This window comes from Luteimonas sp. S4-F44, from assembly GCF_022637415.1.
In the GTDB taxonomy this organism is placed as follows: Bacteria; Pseudomonadota; Gammaproteobacteria; order Xanthomonadales; family Xanthomonadaceae; genus Luteimonas.
In genome coordinates, this window is the sequence record NZ_CP093340.1 from 1,531,058 (window position 1) to 1,554,837 (window position 23,780).

The following is a 23,780-nucleotide window of genomic DNA, read 5'->3' on the forward strand; positions in this document are numbered from 1 at the left end:
CAGGATGAAATGCGGCGGTTCTTCGACCAGTTCGTGCAGGGCGGCGACGCCCAGGACGAATCGTCGGTGGTCACCAGCCAATGGGTCCCGCGCGTGGACATCCACGAAGAGCGCGAGCGGTTCGTGATCCTGGCCGACCTGCCGGGCATCGATCCGCAGAATGTCGAGATCTGGATGGACAAGGGCATTCTGAGCCTGAAGGGCGAGCGCCGGCCCCATGCCAGCAGCGAGCCGACCGAGGACGGCGAAGGCGGTCGGAGCGAGCTGCGGTTCTCGCGCATCGAGCGGGCGACCGGACAGTTCCACCGCCGCTTCTCGCTGCCCGACAGCGCCGATGCCAATGCGATCACCGCGAGCGGACACAACGGCGTGCTGGAGATCAGCATCCCCAAGCGTCCCGAGACGACGCCGCGACGGATCCAGGTCGGCGCGGCCCAGGACACCGGAACCCAGGCCGTGACGACGCAGGCCTGAGCGGGCGCTGGGACCGCACCGCGCGCAGGCGTGGTGCGATGAAGACGGAGACGGCGGCCTGCAGGTATTCTGCGGGCCGCTGTCGCATCCAGCCTTTGGATTCGACGACTTCCATTGCCGCGGCGCCTGGCGCGTCGCATCGGACCTCCCCACATGCAGTTCAAGGACTACTACGAGATTCTCGGCGTCGAGCCCAATGCCGGCGATGCGGAGATCAAGACCGCCTATCGCCGCAAGGCGCGCAAGTACCACCCGGACGTCAGCAAGGAGGCCGGCGCCGAGGAGACGTTCAAGGCGATCAACGAGGCCTATGAGGCGCTGCGCGACCCGGAGAAGCGCAAGGCCTACGATCAGCTGCGCGCGCGGGGCTATCGTCCCGGGGACGAGGTTCGACCGCCCCCCGGCGGCTTCGGCGGTGCAGGCGCGGGCGGCGTCGATTTCGACGAGATCTTCGCCGGCGGCGGCGCCGGTGGTGGCTTCAGCGACTTCTTCGAGGAACTGTTCGGCCGGCGTGCCGGCGGTGTCGGCGGCCATGCCGGCCCTGGCGCCCGCGGGCCCGCGCCGCGCGGCGATACGCGCGCGCGGCTGGCGGTGCCGTTGGAGACCATCTACCGCGGCGACAGCGTCCGCGTGCCGGTGCTGGGCAAGACCTTTGACGTGCGCATCCCCAAGGGCATCCGCCCCGGTCAGGTCGTGCGCCTGCCCAGGCAAGGCCAGCAAGGCGGCGATCTGCTGCTGGAGATCGAGTACGCGGCCCATCCAGACTTCGAGGTTGATGGCCGCAACATCATCCATTCGCTGCCGATCGCCCCGTGGGACGCCGCACTCGGCGCCACACTGAGCGTGGCGACGCTCGGCGGCCGGGTCGAGCTGAAGATCCCGCCAGGGTCGGAGGCCGGCCGCAAGCTGCGGCTGCGCGGCCGCGGCCTGCCGGGGGCGGGCGGCGCGCCTGCGGGCGACCAGCTCGTCGAGCTCGAGATCCAGGCGCCGCCGCCGCGCACCGCGGCGCAGACGGCCGCCTACGAGGCGCTGCGCGACGCCTTCGCCGGCGAGGCCTGAACCGGCGACAGTGGCCGGCCGTCCTGGCCGGCTGAGGTAGCACCTCGCCCGGCGCGCAGTGCGTGTGCCGATCCGCCGCCGCCCGACGCTTGGCGGCGTCGTTGGCGTGGAGGCCGGGCCGCGTGTCGTCCGCGCTGCAGCGCACAATCGGTGTCCCATCGGCACCGAAATCGAAGCATCCGCAATGGCCCGTGCGACCCGGCTGCAGGCGCGGGCGCCCACGTGGACGTCGTGCACGAATCTGCGTTACGACGGGCCGTCGGGGTCGGCGCGTTCAAGCGCGTGCACCGGGCCGCAGCCCCGCTGACCGAGCGCGGCAGGCCCTAGAAGCCGATGAAGACAGGGATCTCGGGCCGCTGGTCGTCCACGGCACCGGCGCGGGCCCGAGCGCAAAAAGGTGATGCAGGACACTGACGCGTGTCTGTCATATCGCCAAGCTAATGTGCGCGCCTTAAATCGATTCAATCTACTGGCGCGCAGACGCTTGCGATACGTGCGCGTATCCACGTGGGGCGATTCGTCGCAAGGCGACGAATCGCGCCCGCAGCGCCATCTCGTGGCTGGATCGATTCAAGCCTTTCTCGTCGAACCGAACAGCAGGAAATCGTCATGCAGCACAGGTGGGAAACGCAGAGCGCGCCGCAGCCACACCGCAACGGGCGCAATGGGGTGAACGGCGCGGGCGAGGCCATCGGACGATCGGGATGCGCGCTGCGAGCCCGCGTGTTGCCCCGCTCGATGCTCGCGGTGGCGCTGTCGGTGGCGGTCGCTCAGGTGGCGGCAGACGACGCGGCGCCGACGACCGCCCGCACGCTCGACGCCGTGCAGGTCACCGCGGCGGTCGTCACCGATAACGCGGTGCGCAGCAAGCGCAATGCCGGCGTCACGGTCGATTCGCTCGACGAGAACAGCATCCAGGTGACCAGCCAGGAGGACTCGATCGCGCAGAAGCTGCTGGTCGCGCCGGGCGTGAGTCTGATGCGCGACGAGGACCAGCCGCGCTACGTCTCGGTGCGCGGGATCTCGCCCAACATCAACAGCACCACGATCGACGGCATCACGATGGCCTCGGTGGGCGACGAAGGCGGCGGCGAGCGCAAGATCAATCTGCAGATGATCCCCAACGACATCGCCGACCGCATCGACATCTACAAGACGTTCTCCGCCGAGCAGGCCGCCGATGGGGTGGGCGCCAGCATCGACCTGATCAGCGGCAGTGCATTCGACCACGGTCGGCATGCGCTGCAAGTCGAGGGCAGCGCCAACTACCACGACCTCGGCAACGACGACGGCGCCAACTCGATGCCGCGCACCACGTCGCGCTGGGGTGGCGGGCTCAAGGGGCGCTATTCCACCGTCTTCGGTAATGACGATCAGTTCGGAATCACCGTGTCGCTGCGCCAGCAGCAGTTCCAGACCTCGCAAAACAAGCTCTTCCAGACCTCGCAACACTTCTTCGACACCGACGGCGCGCCGATCAGTGGCCCGCTGCCGGCCCAGGGCTGGAATGGCATGGTGGCGCCCAACGCGATCGCCTATTACGCCGACAACCGCTGGATGAACAGTTACGGCGGCTCGGCCAAGCTCGAATGGATGCCCCGCGACAGCCCGCTGCGTGCGTCCGTGCTGGTGTTCGGCTACGGGCTCGAGGAGCGGCGGACGGAGAACGGATTCCAGTTCCTCACCCGGCAGGCGGTGGAAGCGCAGACGCCGACCTCTGGCACGAAGGAGATCCAGGCCATGGAGGTGATCTTCGAGGACCGTGTGCTGTCCCGGAACAACCGCGGCATCCTCACCGGCCTGGAATGGTCGGAAGGCGACCAATGGCTGGGCCTGCGTGCCGGCTACACCCGCGACCGGTCCCACGGCACCAGCAACAGCGTCCGTCTGCGCGCAGAGCCCGGTCCGGGTGAGCGCCTGCATTACGCATCGTCCGGCCCGGGCGAGATCTTCAACGTGGTCGGTCTGGATGATCCGAGCATCATCGGCGACACGCCGTATCTGCTCAGCGGCGCAGGCGCCAACCGCACGTATGCGACCGCCGGCCTGGGCAATGTGCGTCTGGACTTCACCCGCAATATCGGCGCCGATGCGCGTGGTTTCGGGGTCGCCGCGGGGCTGGAGCACAAGCGCCTGGATGTGAACACCGATCACACCCGACGGGTGTACCAGGTGGGCGGCGACGACAGCGATCTTCTTTACGACCCGGGCTGGCGGTATCCGCATGCGATGTACGCGTTGCCGTTCTTCGACACGCCGCGCTTCGTCGAAGGAGGCGGCTGGGCGGGGTTGGGGCTCAACGATGTCGCGACCGCCTACCAAAGCCAGGCCTCGGATTTCCGCTACGTGGAGAAGGTCCGCGACGCCTATCTGTCGCTGCACTACACCACCGACCTGATCCAGGCGATCGTCGGCGTGCGTTACGACGACACCGCGTTCAAGGCCTACACGCCGACGATCACCGGCGGAGTGGTCTCGGGCACGACGACCAACGCGGGCGGCTACGACAACCTGTTGCCGTCGTTCAACCTGGTCGCGCGCCTGCGCGAGGACGTCAACCTGCGCCTGAGCGCCAGCAGGACTATCGGCCGTCCGATCCCGTCCAACATCGCCCAGGCCGAGGTGCTCAACTGCAACGCCGACACCGGCGACTGCACGCTCTCGCGCGGCAATCCCGATCTCGAGCCGCTGCGCTCGCGCAATCTCGATATCTCGGTGGAGAAGTACTTCAACGGCAACAGCGGCTACGTCTCGCTGGCGCTGTTCCACAAGGCGATCGAGAACAACATCGTCGGCATCAGCGAAGAACGTATCGACGCCGACGGCTTGCTGACGACGATCACCACGCCGCGCAACCTCGACGATTCCAGCGTGCGCGGCGTGGAACTGTCGCTGGTCAGTCGCGACATGCCGCTGTGGGGCCAGCGCTTCGACGTGATGTTCAACGCCACCCGCATGGACGGCGAGATGACCTACACCTGGTCGGAAGGCTCGCGCCGGATCGACCAGTTGGCGACCCAGCCCGACAAGCTCGCCAATCTCGGCGTGACCTGGCACGTGCCCTGGCGCGACAGCCGTCTGACGGTGTCGCGCAACTACACCGGCCGGCACATCTTCACCATCGGCGCCAACGAGTGGGGCAACCGCGGGTTCCGCTCGCGCTCGGTGACCGACATCGCCTGGGTGACCCGGATCGACCCGCGCTGGACGGTGGGGCTGAGCGCTGCGAACGTCTTCAACGAAGACCAGTACCAGACGGTCGGCGATGACTACCAGACGATGCGCAACCTCAACAACTACGGGGCGACCTATGCGTTGACGTTGCGCTACGAGCTGGAATGAAGTCCGCCGGGCCGCGTCCGAGGGACGCGGCCATCCCGTGAACGAGGAGATGCCATGACCGTTTCGATCCGCCGCGCACTGCGCTGGCCGCTGACCTGGTTCCTGTCGGCGATGGCCGCGCTGTCCGTGCCCGCCGTCGCCGCCGACGCGCCGTCCCCCGATCTGCGCGTGATGGGATTCAATGTCCGCTATGCGGCGCCCGGCGACGGCGTCAACGTCTGGGAAGCAAGGCGCGACCTGCTGGTCGAGACGATCGTGCGCCGGCGTCCGCATCTGGTCGGCACGCAGGAACTGCTGCGCCGACAGGCCGAGTATCTCGATGCGCATCTGCCGGGCTATGCCTGGTTCGGGACCGGTCGCAATGGCGACGACACCGACGGCAATGGCAACGAACACATGGGCGTGTTCTACGACACGAAACGACTGGAGCTGCGCGAGCAAGGCCATTTCTGGCTGTCGGACACGCCCGATGTGCCGGGCAGCGACAACTTCGGTCAGGCGATGCCGCGCATGGCGACCTGGGGCCGGTTCCGCGACCGCGCCAGCGGACGCGAGTTCTACCTGTTCAACACCCACTTCCCGCACATGGACGACGCCGAACCGTTGCGCGAGCGATGCGCCGACCTGCTGCTGGCGCGCATAGCCCGGTTGCCGGCAGACGTCCCGGTCGTGGTGACCGGCGACTTCAACGCCGTCCCGAACTCACCGACGCATCGCCGTCTGGTCGGCCCGCTGCGCGATGCTTGGGAAGTCAGCACAGCGCGCAGCGGCCCCGCGGCGACCGTGCACGCGTTCACTGGCCAGCCGACCGATCGCATCGACTGGATCCTGTTTCGGGGCCTGGAGGCGCAGCGTGTCGAGACCGTGACCGACCAGGCCGACGGGCGCTTTCCGTCTGACCATTTCCCGGTGGTCGCCGATTTCGCCTGGCCGCCGCGACACTGAATCCGGCTGCGCAGCGCGGCCGACGCCGCCTGCGGATCACGCGACGGGTTGGCCGGGCAGGGCAGACATCTCCCCACCCGCAGACGCGTCCATCACGACACGAGACGAGCGGTTCGATGACAGATGCACATGCGACACGGGCGTTGCGCCTGGCGGTGGCCCTCCTGCTGACGATGCCCGGCGCAGCCGCGGCGCAGGCGGACTTTGCCACGTCATTCGAACGCGGCCAGCCCCAGCCGTTGCCGGCGGACGATCGGGACGTGCGCCTGGAAATCGGTGCGGGACCTGCTGATCCCTATGCCGCGAAGCCTTCGGTCGGCTACACCGGCTTGCGCGCGCTGCAGTATCGCGGCGGCGACGGGCGGATCCGGCTGTTCGACGTCGACGTGCGGGTCGGCGCCGACACGACGTTGTCGTGGCTGGTGCTGCCGGAGATCGTCGGCGACGACCTCGTCGCGTCCACCTACGTGTCGCTGGACGCGGTTCTCGACGATGGCAGCCGGGTGTCGGCCAGCGACGCACACGACCAGCACGGGATAGCCGCCGGCGCGCATGCGCAGGGCGCCTCGCAATCGCTCTACCCGCAGCAGTGGGCACGCAAAGCGGTGCGCCTGGGCGACGTGCCCGCGCTGCGCGGCCGCCGTGTCGTTGCATTGGAGCTCGAATTGCAGCCGGGCGACGGGCGCATCGCGCAGGGCTGGCTGGACGACATCGCGCTGGGGGATGCGCCGGTGGCGCGCCGCGACTCGCCCAGCGACTGGGTCGTGACCACGCGCGGGACCCAGTCCAATGGCCGGTTCTCGCGCGGCAACAATGTGCCCGCGACCGCGGTGCCGCATGGGTTCAACTTCTGGACGCCGGTCACCGACGCCGGCACGCTCGCATGGCTCTACCGCTGGCACGAGCACAACGACGCCGACAACCGGCCGCGGCTGCAGGCGTTCTCGCTCAGTCACCAGCCCAGCCCGTGGATGGGCGATCGCCAGACCTTCCAGGTGATGCCGTCCACCGATCCGGGCGTGCCGCGGGCGGACCGTGCGGCGCGCGCGTTGTCGTTCGCGCGCGAGCACGAACTGGCGCGCCCGCATACCTACCAAGTCCGTTTCGACAACGGTATCGCGGTGGCGCTGGCGCCGACCGACCATGCGGCGCTGTTCGAATTCGCGTTTCCCGCGGGCGCCGCCGCCAACCTCTTGTTCGACAATGTCGACGACCGCGGCGGACTGACGCTCGACCCCGACACTCAGACCCTGTCGGGGTACACCGACGTGCGCAGCGGGCTGTCGACGGGCGCGACGCGCATGTTCGTCCACGCGAGCTTCGACCGGCCGTGGCAGCGCAGCGGCGCGATCGAGACGGGCCGTCCCACCGGCTATATCAAGTTCGCGCCGGGCACTCGCCGCGTCAGCATGCGCATCGCGACCTCGCTGATCTCGCTCGAGCAGGCCCGGCACAATCTCGCCCTGGAGCTGACGTCGGACGACACCGTCGACCGCGTCGCCATGCGTGCCCGCGCGCAATGGGATGCGCTGCTGGGCCGCGTCGACGTCAACGGCGCGACCGAGGACCAGCGCGTGACGCTGTACGCCAACCTCTATCGGCTGTTCCTGTATCCCAATTCCGGAGCTGAGAACGTCGGGTCCGAGGCCGCGCCCGACTGGCGTTACGCCAGCCAGAACAGCGCCTCGGACGACAATGCCGACGGCAACGCCGAGCGCAGCTTCGCGCCGGTGCGCGACGGCCGAGTGCAGGTCAACAACGGCTTCTGGGACACCTTCCGCACGACCTGGCCGGCGTACGCGCTGCTGGCACCCGAGCGCACCGGCGGTCTGATCGACGGCTTTCTCGAGCAGTACCGGGCCGGCGGTTGGGTGGCGCGCTGGTCGTCGCCGGGCTACGCCGATCTGATGGTGGGCACCAGTTCGGATGTCGCGTTCGCTGATGCCTGGGCACGTGGAATCGAAGGCTTCGATGCCGGGCTCGCCTATGAGGCCGCACTCAAGAACGCCACGGTGTTGCCGCCGAGTCGCCACGTCGGTCGCAAGGGACTGGCGCGTGGCACCTTCCGCGGCTATGTCGACACCGAGACCGACGGCGGCATGTCGTGGACGATGGAGGGCGTGCTCAACGACTTCGGCATCGCGGACATGGCGGCGCGGCTGTCCGGGCGTGCAACCGACCCGCGCCTGCAGCGGCGCTACGCGGAAGAAGCGGAATACTTCCGTTACCGCGCGGCCGGCTATGCCCACGTGTTCGACCACGGCGTGGGCTTCTTCCAGGGCCGCGGGCCCGACGGGCGCTGGCGTGTGCCGGCCGCGCAGTACGACCCGCGCGTGTGGGGCAACGACTACACCGAGTCCAATGGCTGGACGTTCGCGTTCACCGTGCCGCATGACGGCAACGGACTGGCGGCGCTTCACGGCGGCCGCGAGGCGCTGGCGGCCAAGCTCGATGCCTTCTTCGCCACGCCTGAGCAGGCGAAGGTCGAGTTCTCCGGGCCGCGCGGCTACCTGATCCACGAAATGACCGAGGCGCGCGACGTGCGCATGGGCATGTACGCCCACAGCAATCAGCCCGCGCATCACATCCCGTGGATGTATCTCTATGCCGGACAGCCCTGGAAGACCCAGCGCATCGTGCGCGAAGTGCTGGCGCGGCTGTACCTGGGCAGCGAGATCGGCCAGGGCTATCCGGGGGACGAGGACAACGGCGAGATGTCGGCCTGGTACGTGTTGGCGGCGGCCGGCCTGTATCCCTTGCGCATGGGCTCGCCGGACTGGGTGATCGGCTCGCCGCTGTTCGAGCGGATGACGCTCGCGCTGCCCGGTGGCCGGACGCTGACGATCAACGCGCCGGGCAACTCGCCCGAGAACGTCTACGTGCAGTCGTTGCGGGTCGACGGCCGGCCGTGGACGTCGACTTCGATCCCGCACAGCGTGCTGGCGGCCGGGGCAACGCTGGACTTCGTCATGGGGCCGACTCCGTCGGCCTGGGGCAGCCGGCCCGAGGATGCGCCGCCGTCACTGACGCCGGCCGGGCAGGCGCCGACGACGCTGGTCGACACCATCGGCCCCGGCGCGCGGGTCACGGTGTCGGGCGATGGCGTCGGCGCACGCCTGGTCGACGATGATGCGGGTACGGCGGTGGCATTGCGCGGCGACCCGGTCGAGATCGAGATCGCGCTGGACACGCGTGCCACGCCGACCTTCTACACCCTGACCAGCGGCGATCGTCCGATCCCGAATGCGGCCTGGACGCTGGAAGCGCGCCGCGGCGACGGGGCGTGGCAGGTGCTGGATACGCGCGATGGGGAGGTGTTCCGCTGGCCGGGCCAGACCCGTCCCTTCCGAATCGCCACGCCCGGCGCGTTCGACCGGTATCGGATTCGCTTCGCGTCACCGGGCCGGTTGCAACTGGCCGAGATCGAACTGCTCACTCCGCGCCGCGCCAGGTGAAATCTATGGCGCCTGTCGGCTTGGCGCGTCGCCACGCGCCATGACATCACCGCGCCAGGCGACGCTTTACGTCTACTTCAACGCACTCCGCCGCTTCTCATCAATCCGCGCCAGGCGAATCTCAGGGCGCCAGTATGTCGAACGCGTCGCCACGCGTCATGACCTCGCCGCATCAAGCGACGCTCTTACTTCAACGCACTCCGCCGCTTCTCATCGATCCGCGCCAGGCGAATCTCAGGGCGCCAATATGTCGAACGCGTCGCCACGCGCCATGACGCCACCGCATCACGCGACGCTTTACTTCTACTTCAAAACACTCCGCCGCTTCTCATCAATCCACTTCTCCGCCCGCGCCGGCGTATACCCCCGCATCCACGCCAGCATCGCGTCGATGTCATCGCCGTACCACAGGTCGGCGCGCTGGTCTGGATGCAGGAACCGCTCTTCGACCATCCGGTCGATCATGCCGATCAGCGGCGCGTAAAAGCCGTCGATATCGAGGAAGGCGCAGGGCTTGTTGCCGATGCCCAGCTGGCGCCAGGTCAACATCTCGAAGATCTCCTCCATCGTGCCAAAGCCGCCGGGCAGGGCGACGAAGGCGTCAGACAGCTCGAACATGCGCATCTTGCGCGCATGCATCGAGTCGACGATCTCCAGTTGCGTGAGGCCGCGGTGCGCGACTTCCCAGTCGGCGAGCTGTTTGGGAATGACGCCGGTGACCGAGCCGCCGGCCTCGAGCACCGCATTGGCGACGGTGCCCATCAGGCCGACGTTGCCGCCGCCGTACACCAGCTGCAGCCCATCGCGGGCGATGCGGTCGCCCAGCGCCATCGCGCGCTCGGCGTAGACGGGTTTGCTGCCGGAATTGGAGCCGCAATAGACGCAGATCGATTTCATGCAGAGTGTCCTTTGGCAGGTGGTCGCCCGGTCCGCATGCGCGGTGGGCCGGGCCGGAAAGCAGAAGGCTCCGCCAAAGCGGAGCCTTCTCAAGTCGAGGCGAGGGTGCTCAGTTCGCCTTGTGGATCGCCCGCTTGTCGACGGCCATCGCGGCGTCGTGGACGACCTCCGACAGCGACGGGTGCGCATGGCAGATCCGCGCCAGGTCGTCGGCCGAGCCCTTGAACTCCATCGTCAGCACGCCTTCGTGCACGAGTTCGGAGACATTGGCGCCGACCAGGTGCATGCCCAGTACGCGATCGGTCTCGGCGTGCGCGAGCACCTTGACGAAGCCGGCCGGCTCGACCATCGCGACCGCACGGCCGTTGGCGGCGAACGGGAAGCTGCCGGCCTTGTACGGGATGCCCTCGGCCTTGAGCTGCTGCTCGGTCTTGCCAACCCAGGCCAGCTCGGGCTCGGTGTAGATGACCCACGGGATCGTGTCGAAGTTGACGTGGCCGGGCAGGCCGGCGATCAGTTCGGCGACAGCGATGCCTTCCTCGAAGCCCTTGTGCGCCAGCATCGGGCCGCGCACGCAGTCGCCGATCGCCCAGACGCCGTCGACACCGGTATGGCAATGGTCGTCGACCTCGATCTGGCCGCGGTCGGTCAGCTTCACGCCGGTGCCTTCGGCCAGCAGGCCCTGGCTGGCGGCCTTGCGACCGACGGCAACCAGCAGCTTGTCGACGGTGATCGACTGTTCGCCGTCCTTGTCGGCGTAGCTGACGACGACTTCCTTCTTCTTGCCCTTGCCGGTCACTTCGGTCTTGGAGACCTTTGCGCCGAGCTTGATGTCCAGGCCCTGCTTCTTGAATTCCTTGAGCGCGGCCTTGCCGACTTCGGCATCGGCGGCGGCGAGGAAGTCGGGCAGTGCTTCGAGGATCGTGACCTCGCTGCCCAGGCGCTTCCACACGCTGCCGAGTTCCAGGCCGATGACGCCGGCCCCGATCACCGCCAGGCGCTTGGGCACCTCGGTGAAGTCGAGTGCGCCGACGTTGTCGACGATGGTGTCGCCGTCGAACTTCGCGAACGGCAGCTCGATCGAATCCGAGCCCGCGGCGATGATGACGTTGGTGCCGGTCAGTTCGATCTCCGCGCCGTCGTGCTGCTTGACCTTCACCACGCGCTCAGGGTGCAGCGTCGCAAAGCCGTAGAACGGGGTGACCTTGTTGGCCTTGAATAGCATCGCGATGCCGCCGGTGAACTGCTTGACGATCTTGTCCTTGCGGCCGACCATCGCGCCGACGTCGATCTTGGCATCCTTGAAGCTGATGCCGTGGTCGCCGAAGACGTGGCCCATGTTCCAGAACTGGCGCGAGGAATCGAGCAGCGCCTTCGACGGGATGCAGCCCACGCGCAGGCACGTGCCGCCGAGGGCCGGCTTGCCGTCCTTGCCGAGCGCGGCGTCGATGCACGCGACCTTCATGCCCAGCTGCGCGGCGCGGATGGCGGCGTGGTAGCCGGCCGGGCCGGCGCCGATGACGACGACATCGAATTTCTGCTGTTCGCTCATTTCATTCGCTCACGTGATGGGGGATTCGCGATTGGAAAGGGCACAGGCCCGATGCGTGCAGTGATCCCGACGCCGGCCGTTACCGGCGGCAGGCGGGCATCAGCGCGCACGCATCGCCAATCGCGGCATCGCATGCGCGGGCTCAGAGCCCGAGCAGCATGCGATGCGGATTTTCCAGCTGGTTCTTGATGTCGACCAGGAACAGCACCGCGTCCTTGCCGTCGATGATGCGGTGGTCGTAGGAGATCGCGATGTACATCATCGGAGCGGCGACGACCTGGCCGTTCTCGACGATCGCGCGCTCCTTGATCGCGTGCATGCCCAGGATCGCCGACTGCGGCGGGTTGACGATCGGCGTGGACATCAGCGAGCCGAAGGTGCCGCCATTGGTGATCGTGAACGTGCCGCCCTGCAGGTCGTCCAGGCCCAGCTTGCCGTCGCGCGCCTTCTTGGCGTACTCGGCGATGCCCTGTTCGATCTCGGCAAAGCCCATGCGCTCGACGTTGCGCAGCACCGGCGTGACCAGACCCTTGTCGGTCGAGACCGCGATCGAGATATCGGCATAGCCGTGATAGATGATGTCGTCGCCATCGACCGAGGCGTTGACGATCGGGTAGCGCTGCAGCGCGTTGGCCACGGCCTTGGCGAAGAAGCTCATGAAGCCGAGCTTGATGCCGTGTTCCTTCTGGAACTGCTCGCCCAGTTCCTTGCGCAACGCCATCACCTTGCCCAGGTTGACCTCGTTGAACGAGGTCAGCATCGCGATCGACTCCTTGGACTGCATCAGGCGCTCGGCGATGCGCTTGCGGATGCGGGTCATCGGCACGCGCTCTTCGGGACGTGCGCCGCCCGACACGCCAGGGGTCTTGCCGGCGGCGTAGTTGAGCAGGTCTTCCTTGGTCACTGCGCCACGACGGCCGGTGCCTTCGACCTGCGACGGGTCGATGCCCTTGCTTTCGGCGGTGAAGCGCGCGCCCGGGGGCAGGTCGGCAGTCTTGCCGCCAGCCACCGACTGCGGCTTGGTCGAGGACGGCGCCTTGTCGTCGGCCTGCTTGGCCTGCGGCTTGGACTGCACTTCCTCGGCACCGGCAGCCGGGGCTTCCTTGTCCTGGTTGCCCGACTCGGCGGCTGGCGGCGCGGCTGCGGCGGCGCCTTCCTCGATGATCGCGATGACCTGCTGGCTGTTGACCGTCGCGCCTTCCTCGAACTTGATCTCCTTGATCACGCCATCGACGGTCGAGGGCACTTCGAGCACGACCTTGTCGGTCTCCAGATCGACGATGTTCTCGTCGCGGCTGACCGCATCGCCGGCTTTCTTGTGCCAGGTGGCGATGGTGGCGTCGGACACGGATTCGGGCAGAACCGGGACTTTGATTTCAGTGGCCATGTGGCTTCCTGGGAAAAGCGTGGAATGTGGGGATGCGAGCGGAAACTATTCGGACAGGACCTTGCCGGCCAGGTCGTTGACCAGCGCGTCGGCGATGAGCTGCTGCTGTTCGGCCACGTGGTCGTTGAAATGACCGACGGCCGGGGAGGGCGAGCGTGCGCGGCCGGCGTAGTGCAGCGACTGGTTGGGCCCCGAGCAGAACTCGAGGTGGTGCTTGATCTGGTACCACGCGCCCTGGTTCTGCGGCTCTTCCTGGCACCAGACCACTTCGGTGGCCTTGGAGAAGCGTTCGAGCTCGGCGGTCAGCAGCGCGCGCGGGAACGGGTAGAGCTGCTCGACGCGGACCAGTGCGACGTTGTCGAGCGACTGCTTGCGGGCTTCCTCCAGCAGGTCGTAATAGACCTTGCCCGAGCACACGACCACGCGCTTGACCTTGGCCGGATCGGCGTCGTTGTCCGGGATCAGGTGCTGGAATTCGCCGTTGGCAAGCTCGTCGAGCGTCGACACCGCCAGCTTGTGGCGCAGCAGCGACTTCGGCGTCATGACCACCAGCGGCTTGCGGGTGGTCATGCACAGCTGCCGGCGGATCATGTGGAACGCCTGCGCCGGGGTGGTCGGCACACAGACCATCATGTTGTCGAGCGCGCACAGCTGCAGGAAGCGCTCCAGGCGGGCCGAGCTGTGCTCGGGGCCCTGGCCTTCGTAGCCGTGGGGCAGGAACAGCGCCAGGCCGCACAGGCGCTGCCACTTGGCCTCGCCCGAGGACAGGAACTGGTCGATGACCACCTGGGCGCCGTTGGCGAAGTCGCCGAACTGGCCTTCCCAGATGCACAGCGTGCCCGGCTCGGACGATGCGTAGCCATATTCGAATGCCATGACCGCCTCCTCGCTGAGCAGCGAGTCGATGATCGTGGCGTCCTCGGGGTTCTTCACCAGCTGGCGCAGCGGGATGTAGTCATCGCCGTCCTGCTGGTCGTGCAGCACGGCGTGGCGGTGGAAGAACGTGCCGCGGCCGCTGTCCTGGCCGACCAGCCGCAGCCGGTTGCCGGCATCGAGCAGGGTCGCGTAGGCCAGGTTCTCGGCAAAGCCCCAGTCGCCCGGGAGTTCGCCGGCCGCCATCTTGCGGCGGTCTTCGTAGATCTTGGCCACGCGCGGGTGCAGGTGCACCGAGTCGGGCAGGGTGGTGATCGTCTTGGCCAGCGACTTGAGCTTGTCGACCGACACCGTGGTGTCGAGCGTGTCGCTCAGTCGGCCGGCGAGATAGGGATCCCAGTCGATCGTCAGTTGGTAGTCGGACGGCTTGACGTCGGCCAGCTCCACGGTCACCTCGCCCGCGTCGAGCTTGTCGCGGTAGCGGTCGACGATCGCCTTGGCGTCGGCCTCGGCGAGCACGCCCTCGGCGGTCAGCCGCGCGGCGTAGAGTTCGCGCGGCGTCTTGTGCTTGCGGATCACCTGGTACATCAGCGGCTGGGTCGCCGCCGGCTCGTCGGCCTCGTTGTGGCCGTGGCGGCGGTAGCACACCAGGTCGATGACCACGTCCTTGCCGAAGGTCTGGCGGAAGTCGTAGGCCAGCTCGGCGCAGAACACCACGGCTTCGGGATCGTCCGCGTTCACGTGCAGCACCGGGGCGCCGACCATCTTGGCGACATCGGTGCAGTACAGCGTGGAGCGCGCGTCCTGGCGGTCGCTGGTGGTGAAGCCGACCTGGTTGTTGATGACCACGTGCACCGTGCCACCGACCGCGAAACCGCGGGCCTGCGACATCTGGAACAGTTCCATGTTCACGCCCTGGCCGGCGAACGCCGCGTCGCCGTGCAGCAGCACCGGCAACACGACCTTGCGCTCGGTGTCGCGGCGGCGGTGCTGGCGCGAACGGACGCTGCCGGCAACCACCGGGTTGACGATTTCCAGGTGCGAGGGGTTGAACGCGAGTGCCAGGTGGACGGCACCGCCAGGCGTGGCCAGGTCGGCCGAGAAGCCCATGTGGTACTTCACGTCGCCGGTGTGGGCGCGATCGTCGTCCTGGTGTTCGAACTTGCCCTCGAACTCGTCAAACAGCCGGCGCGGATTCTTGCCGAGCGTGTTGACCAGCACGTTGAGACGGCCGCGGTGGGCCATGCCGACGACGATGTCCTTGACGCCGTCCTTGCCGGCGCGCTGGATCACGTTGTCGAGCAGCGGGATCAGCGCGTCGCCGCCTTCGAGCGAGAAGCGCTTCTGGCCGACGTACTTGGTATGCAGGTAGCGTTCCAGGCCTTCGGCCGCGGTCAGCCGCTCGAGGATGCGCTTCTTCTCCTCGGGGCTGCGCGCGAACCGGCCGCCGGCGTTCTCGAGCCGGGTGTAGAGCCAGTTGCGCTGCTCGAAGTCCGGGATGTGCATGAACTCGGCGCCGATCGGACCGGCGTACGTCGCCTTGAGCAGCGCCAGCAAGTCGCGCAGCTTCATCCGCGGCTGGCCGCCCACGCCACCGGTGCTGAACTCGTCGTCGAGGTCGGCTTCGGTGAGCTGGTGGAACGGCAGCCCCAGGTCCGGCGGGTTGACCGGCGGGGTCATGTCCAGCGGGTCGAGCCGGGCGCCCAGGTGGCCGCGCGAGCGGTAGGCGGTGATCAGCCGGCCGACGTGGCGTTCGCGTTCATCGCCCGCGCCCGAGGCCTGCGCCTGGACCACGCCGCGCGCAGCCTGCCGGCCGGCGTCGGCGACCGCCGACAGCACCGCCGAGTGCGGCACGTCACCGGCCTCGCGGCCCTTGAACGTGTCGAACCACTGTTTCCAGTCCGTCCCGACGCTGTCGGGGTCCACGAGATACTGCTCGTACAGGTCTTCGATATAGGCGGCATTGGCGCCGAACTGCGACGACTGCGCAAACTGCTTCAGGAGACTGTCCACGTCTGGCGATTCGGACTCTTTGGGGAGGGGGGCGGCGTGCCGGAATGCCGGAAAAAGCCGGAATCTGGCGGCCAGGGAGGTCACGACAGTATACGCGTGTCCTCCGGTGCGATGCACCCCGCGCGGCCGCATGGGCCGGGCGCCGACACGCGATCGCGCCATGTGGAAGCGGCATGCGCCGCGCACCTGTGCGGTGGGTCGCAGTTAAAGGCCGAGCGTGCGCAGCTCGGTCGCCGGACGTGAACGCTCCCACACCGTGTCGAACGCCTGCACCAGCCGACGTGCGCGGCCAGGCAGCGTGGTCGCCGCTTCATCCCGGATCCGGTGCGCGAGCGGGCGGACGACGAAGCCGCCGGCGTCGTTGACGAGCCAGGCACCGACGAAGTCGCGGTCGGGCGCGGTGTCGACCTCGCGGATTGCGAACGCGCTCGGCATTCGTTGCGCCAGCGCGGCCAGGGGCGGCGGCCCGGTCGGCGTCGTTCGCGATCGGGAAGACCCGGAGCGACGCCGGCGCGCTCACGCGTCCTCGGGACGGGCCAGGGTGTAGTGGCCCTGTTCGAGCAGGGCGTAGACCGCGGCGCGTCCCGCCGGCGACAGCGCGGCGTGGTCGGCGGCGTCGATGCGGGCGGCGGCGGCCAGGCGCTGGGCGTCGCGGATCGACAGCGCGAACTCGCCGCCCGAGACGAACAGCCGTGCGCCGCGCGCAGCACGGCGCCAGGCGGCGCGCGAGAACGGATTGCGCAGCAGCACCGCCCGGCCGTCGGCGAGCAGCGCATCGACCTCGTCGGACGGCGGCGGGGGGGCGCCCGCGACCACCTGGTGGGCGTTGCGGTAGCCGGTCATGAAACGGCCGAACCAGTCGCCCAACTGGTCGGGATCACGCATGCGGATGGTGTTGAGCGCCTCGACCACGCGGACCATCGTCGCCGCGTCGATTTCGTTGGGGTCCTTGGGCAGCGTCAGTGTCTCGTCGTGGTAGCGCACCGCATCGTCGGCCTCGGCGGCCAGCGTGTCGATGTAGTCGCCCATCAGTTCGGCGGCCGACGGCGCCCGCATGCCCACCGACAGTGTCAGGCAGGCGTCCTCGGCCACGCCGTGATGCGGCACCATCGGCGGCAGGTAGAGCATGTCGCCGGGACCGAGCACCCAGTCGTGGGTCGGCGTGAACTCGCGCAGCAGCTTCAGCTCGACGTCGTCGCGGAAATCCTGCGGCGGCAGACCACGGCCGAGTGCATGCGAGGCGTCGATCATCCAGCGACGATGGCCCAGGCCCTGCAGCAGGAACACGTCGTAGTGGTCGACGTGCGCGCCGACCGAACCGCCGGTCGCGGCGAAGCTGACCATGATGTCGTCGATGCGCCAGCGCGGCAGGAACGAGAAGTGCGGCAGCAGCGCTGCGACGTCGGCGTCCCACTTGTCCACGTCCTGGACCAGCAGCGTCCAGTCGCGGTCGCCCAGGCCCGGGAAAATGGCCTCGTCGAACGGGCCGGTCTCGACCTGCCAGCCGTCGTTGGCGCGGTCGTGGCGGATCAAGCGCGACAGCGCCAGTTCCTCGCAGGCCAGGCCGGCCAGGTCCTCGGGTTGCAGCGGGGATTCGAAGCCTGGGAATGCGTTGCGGATCAGCAACGGGCGCTTGTGCCAGTAGTCGCGCAGGAAGCGGGCAGGGGGCATGCCGAGCGGGCCGTGGCGGCCGGCATCGATTTCGAAGGGGAGGGCTTTCATGCGCGCAAGCGTACGTGATCACTCGGGGCCGCGCATTGCGTGCGCGCATGGACGCGGCGGGCGCTTTCGGGCAGGCGGCGGCCTGCCGGAGATGGCCCGCACTGCGCGTAGCGGCTACAGCACGCGGTTGTCCTGGCCGTCGTCGTGCACGTCGGGTGTGTTGCTCGGGTTGACCGTATTGCTGACGCCCTCGAACTCGACCGACGCGACATTGCGGGCGAGCACGGTGTTGCGATCACCGCCGATCTTCACGTTGCCGGCCTCGGTGAGATTGAGCGCGTTGTCGCTGCCGGTCACCACGACATCGCCGACGCGGCGATTGAGGACAGTGACATGGTCGCCCTCGACCCGGAGCGAGGTGGCATGGTCGACGTTGATCGCGCCCCGGGACGCAGTCACCACGACGTCGCCGCAGGTCCCGTCGAGCACGATGTGGAAGTCGTCACGGCTTACCTGCACATCCTGGCCGGCGCACATGGCGCCACTGGCAGGATCGCGCAACGTGCCGGACGCGGCCGGCGGCGCGTCCTCGACCGACCTCGATGTCGCCTCGTCGGCAGGCCCGCCACAGGCGACGAGGGCCGCAGCGACGATAGGGAGCGAGAGGACGGCGGCCGGGCGGGACACGGAGCGGCGCATGGGAAGCCTGACAGGGGGCTGGATGACCGCAGCCTGCGCTGCGGTGCGTGCAGGCGGCGTCGCGCCGACAGGCGCGCGCCGTGCGGAAGATCAGATCGCGCGGGCCAACGGCTCGGCCAGGCCGGTGTAGGCCCCCGGCGTGAGCGCACGCAGCCGCGCCTTGTCGGCCTCCGGCAGTTCGAGGCCGTCGACGAACGCGCGCATGGATTCGGCGGTGATGCCCTGGCCGCGAGTCAGCGCCTTGAGCTGCTCATAGGGATTGGGCAGGCCGTGGCGGCGCATGACCGTCTGCACAGCCTCGGCCAGCACTTCCCAGGCCGCGTCCAGGTCCTGCGCCAGGCGCTCGGGATTGGCGCTGAGCTTGCCCAGCCCGCGCAGCAGCGCATCGAGCGCGATCTGGGTGTGGCCGAACGCGGTGCCCAAGGCGCGCAGTACCGTCGAGTCGGTGAGGTCGCGCTGCCAGCGGCTGATCGGCAACTTGGCGGCGAAATGCTCGAACAGCGCATTGGCGATGCCGAAGTTGCCCTCGGCGTTCTCGAAGTCGATCGGGTTGACCTTGTGCGGCATCGTCGAGCTGCCGATCTCGCCGTCCTTGAGCGCCTGCTTGAAATAGCCCAGCGAGATGTAGCCCCACACGTCGCGGCACAGGTCGATACCGATCGTGCCCATACGGCGGGTCGCATCGGCAATCTCGGCGATGCAGTCGTGCGGCTCGATCTGGGTGGTGTAGGGGTTGAACTCGATACCCAAGGACTCGACGAAGCGGCGCGAGAACGCCGGCCAGTCGATGTCCGGATAGGCGGCGACGTGGGCGTTGTAGTTGCCGACTGCGCCGTTGATCTTGCCGGTCAGCGGCACGGCTGCGAGCTGTTCGCCCTGGCGCTGCAGTCGCGCGACGACGTTCGCCAGTTCCTTGCCGACGGTGCTCGGCGAGGCGGTCTGACCGTGGGTGCGCGAGAGCAGCGGCAGCGCCGCGTGCGCATGCGCCATGTCGCGCAGCGTCGCGATCAGCCGGTCGAGCGTGGGCAGCAGCACGTGCTGGCGCGCCTTGCTGAGCATCAGCGCGTAGGCGAGGTTGTTGATGTCCTCGCTGGTGCAGGCGAAATGCACGAACTCCAGCGCCGGCGCCAGCGCCGCATTGTCCTTGAGCCGTTCCTTGATGAAGTACTCCACCGCCTTGACGTCGTGGTTGGTGGTGCGCTCGATCTCCTTCACGCGCGCGGCATCGGCCACCGAGAAGTCCTCGGCCAATGCGTGCAGCGTCGCGCGCGCCGCGGCGTCGAACGCTGGCAGCTCGGCGATGCCCGGCTCATCGCCCAGCGCGATCAGCCACTCGATCTCGACCCGCACACGCGCCCGGATCAGGCCGTACTCAGAGAAGATCGGCCGCAACGCATCGACCTTGCCGGCATAGCGGCCATCGAGCGGGGACAGGGCGAGCAGGGCGGCATCGGCGGTGCGGGAGTCGGTCATTGGACGGGGGCGCGGCGGGACAAGCCGTCATTTTAGCCTGCATGGCGCTCGCGTATCCTGCGCAGGACCGTCCCATCCGCCAGCGACCACGCCAGCCGGACCCTTTCCCTCACGAGGAGCCGAACGAATGAGCACGTCAGCGAACGCCCCGGCGTTCCGGATCGAACACGACAGCATGGGCGACCTGCAGGTCCCCGCCGACGCCCTGTGGGGCGCCCAGACCCAGCGCGCGGTGCAGAACTTCCCGGTCTCGGGCCGGCCGATGCCGCGCGGCTTCATTCGCGCACTGGGGTTGATCAAGGCCGCCGCCGCCGACGTCAACACCGGCCTGGACCTGTTGCCGGGCCGGCTGGGCAAGGCGATCCGCGCCGCCGCGCTCGAGGTCGCGGACGGGGCGCACGACGCGCATTTCCCGATCGATATCTACCAGACCGGTTCGGGCACCTCGTCGAACATGAATGCCAACGAGGTCATCGCGACGCTGGCCTCGCAGGCCGGCCGCCCGGTGCATCCCAACGACCACGTCAACCTCGGCCAGAGTTCCAATGATGTGGTGCCGACCGCGATCCGGGTCTCGGCGCAACTGGCGGTGGTCGAAGACCTGCAGCCGGCGCTCAAACACCTGCGGCGCACGATCGAGCGGCGCGCCAAGTCGTTGCGGAAAATCGTCAAGACCGGGCGCACGCACCTGATGGACGCGATGCCGCTGACGTTCGGCCAGGAGTTCGGCGCCTGGGCGTCGCAACTGGCCTCCGCCCAGGCGCGGTTGGACGACACCCTCAAGCGGTTGCGCCGGCTGCCGATCGGCGGCACCGCGATCGGTACCGGCATCAACGCGCACCCGCAGTTCGGTCGCAAGGTCGCGCGCGCGCTGTCGACCCTGACCCGGACCCGGTTCGAATCGGCCGATGACAAGTTCGAGGGCATCGCGGCCCAGGACGATGCGGTGGAACTGTCGGGCCAGCTCAATGCGCTGGCCGTCGCGCTGATCAAGATCGCCAACGACCTGCGCTGGATGAACTCCGGCCCCCTCGGCGGCCTGGGCGAGATCGAGCTGCCGGCGCTGCAGCCGGGCAGTTCGATCATGCCGGGCAAGGTGAATCCGGTGATTCCCGAGGCGACGGTCATGGCCGCCGCCCAGGTCATCGGCCACCACACCGCGATCACGGTGGCCGGGCAGACCGGCAATTTCCAGCTCAACGTCGCGCTGCCGCTGATCGCGGCCAACCTGCTCGACTCGATCCAGTTGCTGGCCAACGTGTCGCGGCTGCTGGCCGACCAGGCGATCGCCGGCCTCAAGGTCCGTCGCGGCAATGTCGACGCCGCATTGGCGCGCAACCCGATCCTGGTCACCGCGCTCAATCCGATCATCGGCTACGAGAAGGCGGCGGCGATCGCCAAGCGCGCCTACAAGGAAGAGCGGCCGGTGCTCGATGTCGCGCTGGAGGACAGCGGGCTGTCGGCCGCCGACCTGCGGGCCTTGCTCGATCCGGCCGCGTTGACCCGGGGCGGCATCCACGAGGGCGCGGGCGGGGGCGGGTAGTCCGGCACGGGCGATCGCCCGCCGAACCGGCGGCCGGCGGGGGGGCGCGGCGGCGCCCGCCCAGTGGGGGCCGCTACTGCGCGGTGTCATCGCTTCCCAGGCAGGCGCTGCAGGCAGCCTCGCTGAAGCGGCTGGTGCAGATGCCGCGCACCTGCGCCGGCGGCAGACCGCCGGGCACTTCATCGGCGAGGCCGCCGCGGAACAGCGTGCAGGTCGATGCCGACAACGCGGCCACCTCCGGCAGCTGCAATTGCACGCGGCCGTCGACCGACTGGCTCAGACGCGCGCCGTCGGCGTCCGCGCGCAGGTCCAGCATCCGGCCGCCGTGCCAGATCTGCAGCGCGGCCGTGCCGTCAGGTCCGGCGACGAACAGCGCACTCTGGCGTTCGCGGCCGTCGAGGGTCAGGCCGATGTTGTCGCCTTCGTCCCAGGTCACGTAGCCGCCCCGTTCCTGGCCGCTGCGGTCGTAGAGCATGACGCCTGCCGCCGCGCTGCCGCGATCGACGCGCTTGCCGTCGATCACGGCGTCGGGCAGGTCGCCGGAGATGCGCACGCGCTCGATGCCTGCCGGGTCGACGACGACCAGTTCACGCAGCCGCACGTGGTCCGGCAATTCGGTTGCCGGGGGCCGCAGCCAGAGCGCGATGCAGGCGCCCGCCAACAGCAGGCAGACGGCGCCCAGCCCGAACACCGCGAGACGATGGCGGCGCTCGATCGCATCGAGACGGTGCGGGATGTCGGCATGCATGGGACGCGCCTTCCTTGGGGCGGCTCGGTGGCCCGAACCGGAACTACGGGGTCGTCTCGCCGGCCGCGGCCTCCACCGCCGCGCCGCCGTGCTCTGCGGCGTCCTTGCGGCAGTCATCGATGTCGGTGGCGGTCATCGTGGCGTAGGGCTGGAACGCCGGCAGGGCGCTCGCCAGCGACTGCTGGGACTGGAGCAGTGGCGGCAGCAGGTCGCACAGCTTGCGCGCCTCGGCCTCGATTCGCGCGCCTTCCGCCTTCATGCGCGCCTCGAAGGCATCGGACTCGCCCGACAGCGCGCTGGCGATGGCGCCCTTCGCGGCGTCCGCGCCGAGCCGCGCGCCCTGCACGCCGATCGCGATGCCGGCATCGGCGATCGCCAGGATATGCGCGCGGTGGGCGAGCAGCAGTTCGCGCTGGGCCGCGTCGATGGTCGCAGGCTTGCCTGCGATCAACAGGTCGCCCGCCGGGCTGATCTCGGCCTTGGGCAGATGTGCGGTCCGCCCGTCCTTGTCGCCGACGCGCACCCCGTTGATCTCGACCCCTCCGCTGCCCTTACCGCCGATGTCGACGTTGCTCTCGGCCATTTCGGTCCGGGCCGCGTCGAGTGCGCGGCGCGCGGTGCGGGCGACGAAGCCGTCGTCGGCCGCGGCCGTCGTGGCCTCGTCGGTCGCAGGGCCGGGATCGCGGCCGCAGCCCGGAAGTGCGGCGGCACAGGCGAGCAGCAGCGCCACGGAAAGTGCGTTCGAGCGAAGAAGGCGGATCATGGTGCGGCTCCTGAAATGGGCAAGGGCAGAAGGTCAGCGCTTGGGTGGGAGATCGACGGTGCCGCGCACCTCGCGTACCACGATGTCGCCGCTGCCCTTCGACGAGACGGTCAGGTCGCCGTCGACGCGTTGCGCGTCCAGGTCGCCCGACCCGATCGAGCCGACGCGCACGCTGCCGGCCGCGTCCCGGATCTCGACGTCACCCGAGCCGATGCTGCCGATGCGAATGTCGCCGCCGATACGGTGCAACTCGACATCCCCCGAACCGATGCTGCCGACTTCGACACTGTCGCGGATGCCGCGCGCGACGACGTCGCCCGAGCCCACCGACAACAGTTTCAACTCGCCCGCGTCCTCGACCAGAATGTCGCCCGAGCCGGTCTTGACCGTCGCGCGTCCGGCGATCCGTCGCAGCTCGGCATCGCCGGAACCGACGTCGGCGCTGGCTGCCGCGACACCGGTCACCCACGCATCGCCCGAACCGACGACCACCTGGACGAGCGCGTCGGCCGGCACCTGGCCCGCGACATCCAGATAGGCATAGCGGCTGCCGAACAGGCCGCCGGTGGTGGTGCGTCCGAGCGTCACCGTCAGTACCTCGCCCGCGCGTTTGGCGTCGATCGTCAGTGACGCCAGCGCCGACGCGCTCGAGGCGCAGACGCGCCCGCGCAGTGTGGCATCGGGGCGGCTGGCGCCGTCGATGCGCAGCCTGCTGTTGCCGGTCTCGAAGCGGACCACACGAACGCCGTCGAAGTCCATCGCGAGCTCGCGCGGCTCGGTGTGGCGGCACTGCGGAGCATCGTCGGCGTGGGCCGCGAGCGGCGCGGCGAGCAGAGCAACCAGGAAGGCGAGAGCGGACGCGCGGGAAGAAGAGGTATGCATCGAAAATCTCCTG

17 protein-coding genes are annotated in these 23,780 nt (G+C 68.8%); 6 read left to right on the forward strand and 11 right to left on the reverse strand.

Translation table 11 applies throughout. The features are described 5' to 3' along the window. Positions 1-9: 9 nt before the first annotated feature. The 5 genes from MNO14_RS06920 to MNO14_RS06940 all read left to right on the forward strand — a co-directional run bounded on the left by MNO14_RS06920 (position 10) and on the right by MNO14_RS06940 (position 9,275). Entirely contained in the window at positions 10-474 is a 465-nt protein-coding gene (locus MNO14_RS06920) for an Hsp20/alpha crystallin family protein (RefSeq protein ID WP_241946286.1), read from the forward strand. Positions 475-627: 153 nt separating this feature from the next. After that, positions 628-1,533 (forward strand): DnaJ C-terminal domain-containing protein, encoded by a 906-nt coding sequence (locus MNO14_RS06925; protein ID WP_241945962.1) that lies wholly within the window; start codon positions 628-630, stop codon positions 1,531-1,533. A 723-nt stretch (positions 1,534-2,256) separates the two neighbouring features. Continuing rightward, positions 2,257-4,875: a TonB-dependent receptor gene (locus MNO14_RS06930; protein ID WP_241945963.1), complete on the forward strand. Its 2,619-nt coding sequence runs from the start codon at positions 2,257-2,259 to the stop codon at positions 4,873-4,875. A 54-nt stretch (positions 4,876-4,929) separates the two neighbouring features. Then, on the forward strand, positions 4,930-5,820 hold the full coding sequence (locus MNO14_RS06935; protein WP_241945964.1) for an endonuclease/exonuclease/phosphatase family protein: 891 nt from the start codon (positions 4,930-4,932) through the stop codon (positions 5,818-5,820). 173 nt (positions 5,821-5,993) lie between these two features. Continuing rightward, positions 5,994-9,275: a GH92 family glycosyl hydrolase gene (locus MNO14_RS06940; RefSeq protein ID WP_241946287.1), complete on the forward strand. Its 3,282-nt coding sequence runs from the start codon at positions 5,994-5,996 to the stop codon at positions 9,273-9,275. A gap of 303 nt (positions 9,276-9,578) precedes the next feature. Here MNO14_RS06940 and MNO14_RS06945 read toward each other — a convergent pair whose 3' ends face one another. The 8 genes from MNO14_RS06945 to purB form a co-directional block, all read right to left on the reverse strand. Then, positions 9,579-10,172, reverse strand: coding sequence for a TIGR00730 family Rossman fold protein (locus MNO14_RS06945; protein ID WP_241946288.1), 594 nt, complete (start codon positions 10,170-10,172; stop codon positions 9,579-9,581). Positions 10,173-10,281: 109 nt separating this feature from the next. Beyond that, positions 10,282-11,724 (reverse strand): dihydrolipoyl dehydrogenase, encoded by a 1,443-nt coding sequence (lpdA, locus tag MNO14_RS06950; RefSeq protein ID WP_241945965.1) that lies wholly within the window; start codon positions 11,722-11,724, stop codon positions 10,282-10,284. Between the two features lie 142 nt (positions 11,725-11,866). Beyond that, positions 11,867-13,111, reverse strand: coding sequence for a dihydrolipoyllysine-residue succinyltransferase (gene sucB / locus MNO14_RS06955; protein WP_241945966.1), 1,245 nt, complete (start codon positions 13,109-13,111; stop codon positions 11,867-11,869). Between the two features lie 45 nt (positions 13,112-13,156). Further along, positions 13,157-15,997, reverse strand: a complete 2,841-nt coding sequence (locus tag MNO14_RS06960; protein ID WP_241945967.1) for a 2-oxoglutarate dehydrogenase E1 component — start codon at positions 15,995-15,997, stop codon at positions 13,157-13,159. 204 nt (positions 15,998-16,201) lie between these two features. After that, the gene (locus MNO14_RS06965) at positions 16,202-16,432 is read right to left on the reverse strand and encodes a hypothetical protein (RefSeq protein ID WP_241945968.1); all 231 of its coding nucleotides are present in this window, start codon (positions 16,430-16,432) and stop codon (positions 16,202-16,204) included. Between the two features lie 81 nt (positions 16,433-16,513). Then, positions 16,514-17,719 (reverse strand): cupin domain-containing protein, encoded by a 1,206-nt coding sequence (locus tag MNO14_RS06970; protein ID WP_241945969.1) that lies wholly within the window; start codon positions 17,717-17,719, stop codon positions 16,514-16,516. A gap of 114 nt (positions 17,720-17,833) precedes the next feature. Then, positions 17,834-18,346, reverse strand: coding sequence for a DUF3060 domain-containing protein (locus MNO14_RS06975; protein WP_241945970.1), 513 nt, complete (start codon positions 18,344-18,346; stop codon positions 17,834-17,836). A gap of 102 nt (positions 18,347-18,448) precedes the next feature. Then, the gene (purB, locus tag MNO14_RS06980; protein ID WP_241945971.1) at positions 18,449-19,831 is read right to left on the reverse strand and encodes an adenylosuccinate lyase; all 1,383 of its coding nucleotides are present in this window, start codon (positions 19,829-19,831) and stop codon (positions 18,449-18,451) included. 127 nt (positions 19,832-19,958) lie between these two features. Here purB and MNO14_RS06985 point away from each other — a divergent pair, with 127 nt between their 5' ends. Continuing rightward, the gene (locus MNO14_RS06985; protein WP_241945972.1) at positions 19,959-21,374 is read left to right on the forward strand and encodes a class II fumarate hydratase; all 1,416 of its coding nucleotides are present in this window, start codon (positions 19,959-19,961) and stop codon (positions 21,372-21,374) included. A gap of 73 nt (positions 21,375-21,447) precedes the next feature. Here MNO14_RS06985 and MNO14_RS06990 read toward each other — a convergent pair whose 3' ends face one another. Genes MNO14_RS06990 through MNO14_RS07000 form a run of 3 tightly spaced genes read right to left on the reverse strand, consistent with a single transcriptional unit; the run spans position 21,448 to position 23,767 of the window. Beyond that, positions 21,448-22,122, reverse strand: coding sequence for a hypothetical protein (locus tag MNO14_RS06990; protein WP_241945973.1), 675 nt, complete (start codon positions 22,120-22,122; stop codon positions 21,448-21,450). 43 nt (positions 22,123-22,165) lie between these two features. After that, on the reverse strand, positions 22,166-22,885 hold the full coding sequence (locus MNO14_RS06995) for a YggN family protein (RefSeq protein ID WP_241945974.1): 720 nt from the start codon (positions 22,883-22,885) through the stop codon (positions 22,166-22,168). A 33-nt stretch (positions 22,886-22,918) separates the two neighbouring features. Next, complete coding sequence (locus tag MNO14_RS07000) at positions 22,919-23,767, reverse strand: DUF2807 domain-containing protein (protein WP_241945975.1); 849 nt, start codon at positions 23,765-23,767, stop codon at positions 22,919-22,921. Positions 23,768-23,780: the final 13 nt, after the last annotated feature.

Excerpts from the sequence above, each read along its gene's own strand:
- MNO14_RS06920 (WP_241946286.1), top strand. The coding sequence starts at position 10 with ATGCGGCGGTTCTTCGACCAGTTCGTGCAGGGCGGCGACGCCCAGGAC.
- MNO14_RS06925 (WP_241945962.1), top strand. The coding sequence starts at position 628 with ATGCAGTTCAAGGACTACTACGAGATTCTCGGCGTCGAGCCCAATGCC.
- MNO14_RS06935 (WP_241945964.1), top strand. The coding sequence starts at position 4,930 with ATGACCGTTTCGATCCGCCGCGCACTGCGCTGGCCGCTGACCTGGTTC.
- MNO14_RS06940 (WP_241946287.1), top strand. The coding sequence starts at position 5,994 with ATGCCCGGCGCAGCCGCGGCGCAGGCGGACTTTGCCACGTCATTCGAA.
- MNO14_RS06945 (WP_241946288.1), bottom strand. The coding sequence starts at position 10,172 with ATGAAATCGATCTGCGTCTATTGCGGCTCCAATTCCGGCAGCAAACCC.
- lpdA (WP_241945965.1), bottom strand. The coding sequence starts at position 11,724 with ATGAGCGAACAGCAGAAATTCGATGTCGTCGTCATCGGCGCCGGCCCG.
- sucB (WP_241945966.1), bottom strand. The coding sequence starts at position 13,111 with ATGGCCACTGAAATCAAAGTCCCGGTTCTGCCCGAATCCGTGTCCGAC.
- MNO14_RS06965 (WP_241945968.1), bottom strand. The coding sequence starts at position 16,432 with ATGCCGAGCGCGTTCGCAATCCGCGAGGTCGACACCGCGCCCGACCGC.
- MNO14_RS06970 (WP_241945969.1), bottom strand. The coding sequence starts at position 17,719 with ATGAAAGCCCTCCCCTTCGAAATCGATGCCGGCCGCCACGGCCCGCTC.
- purB (WP_241945971.1), bottom strand. The coding sequence starts at position 19,831 with ATGACCGACTCCCGCACCGCCGATGCCGCCCTGCTCGCCCTGTCCCCG.
- MNO14_RS06985 (WP_241945972.1), top strand. The coding sequence starts at position 19,959 with ATGAGCACGTCAGCGAACGCCCCGGCGTTCCGGATCGAACACGACAGC.
- MNO14_RS06990 (WP_241945973.1), bottom strand. The coding sequence starts at position 22,122 with ATGCATGCCGACATCCCGCACCGTCTCGATGCGATCGAGCGCCGCCAT.
- MNO14_RS06995 (WP_241945974.1), bottom strand. The coding sequence starts at position 22,885 with ATGATCCGCCTTCTTCGCTCGAACGCACTTTCCGTGGCGCTGCTGCTC.
- MNO14_RS07000 (WP_241945975.1), bottom strand. The coding sequence starts at position 23,767 with ATGCATACCTCTTCTTCCCGCGCGTCCGCTCTCGCCTTCCTGGTTGCT.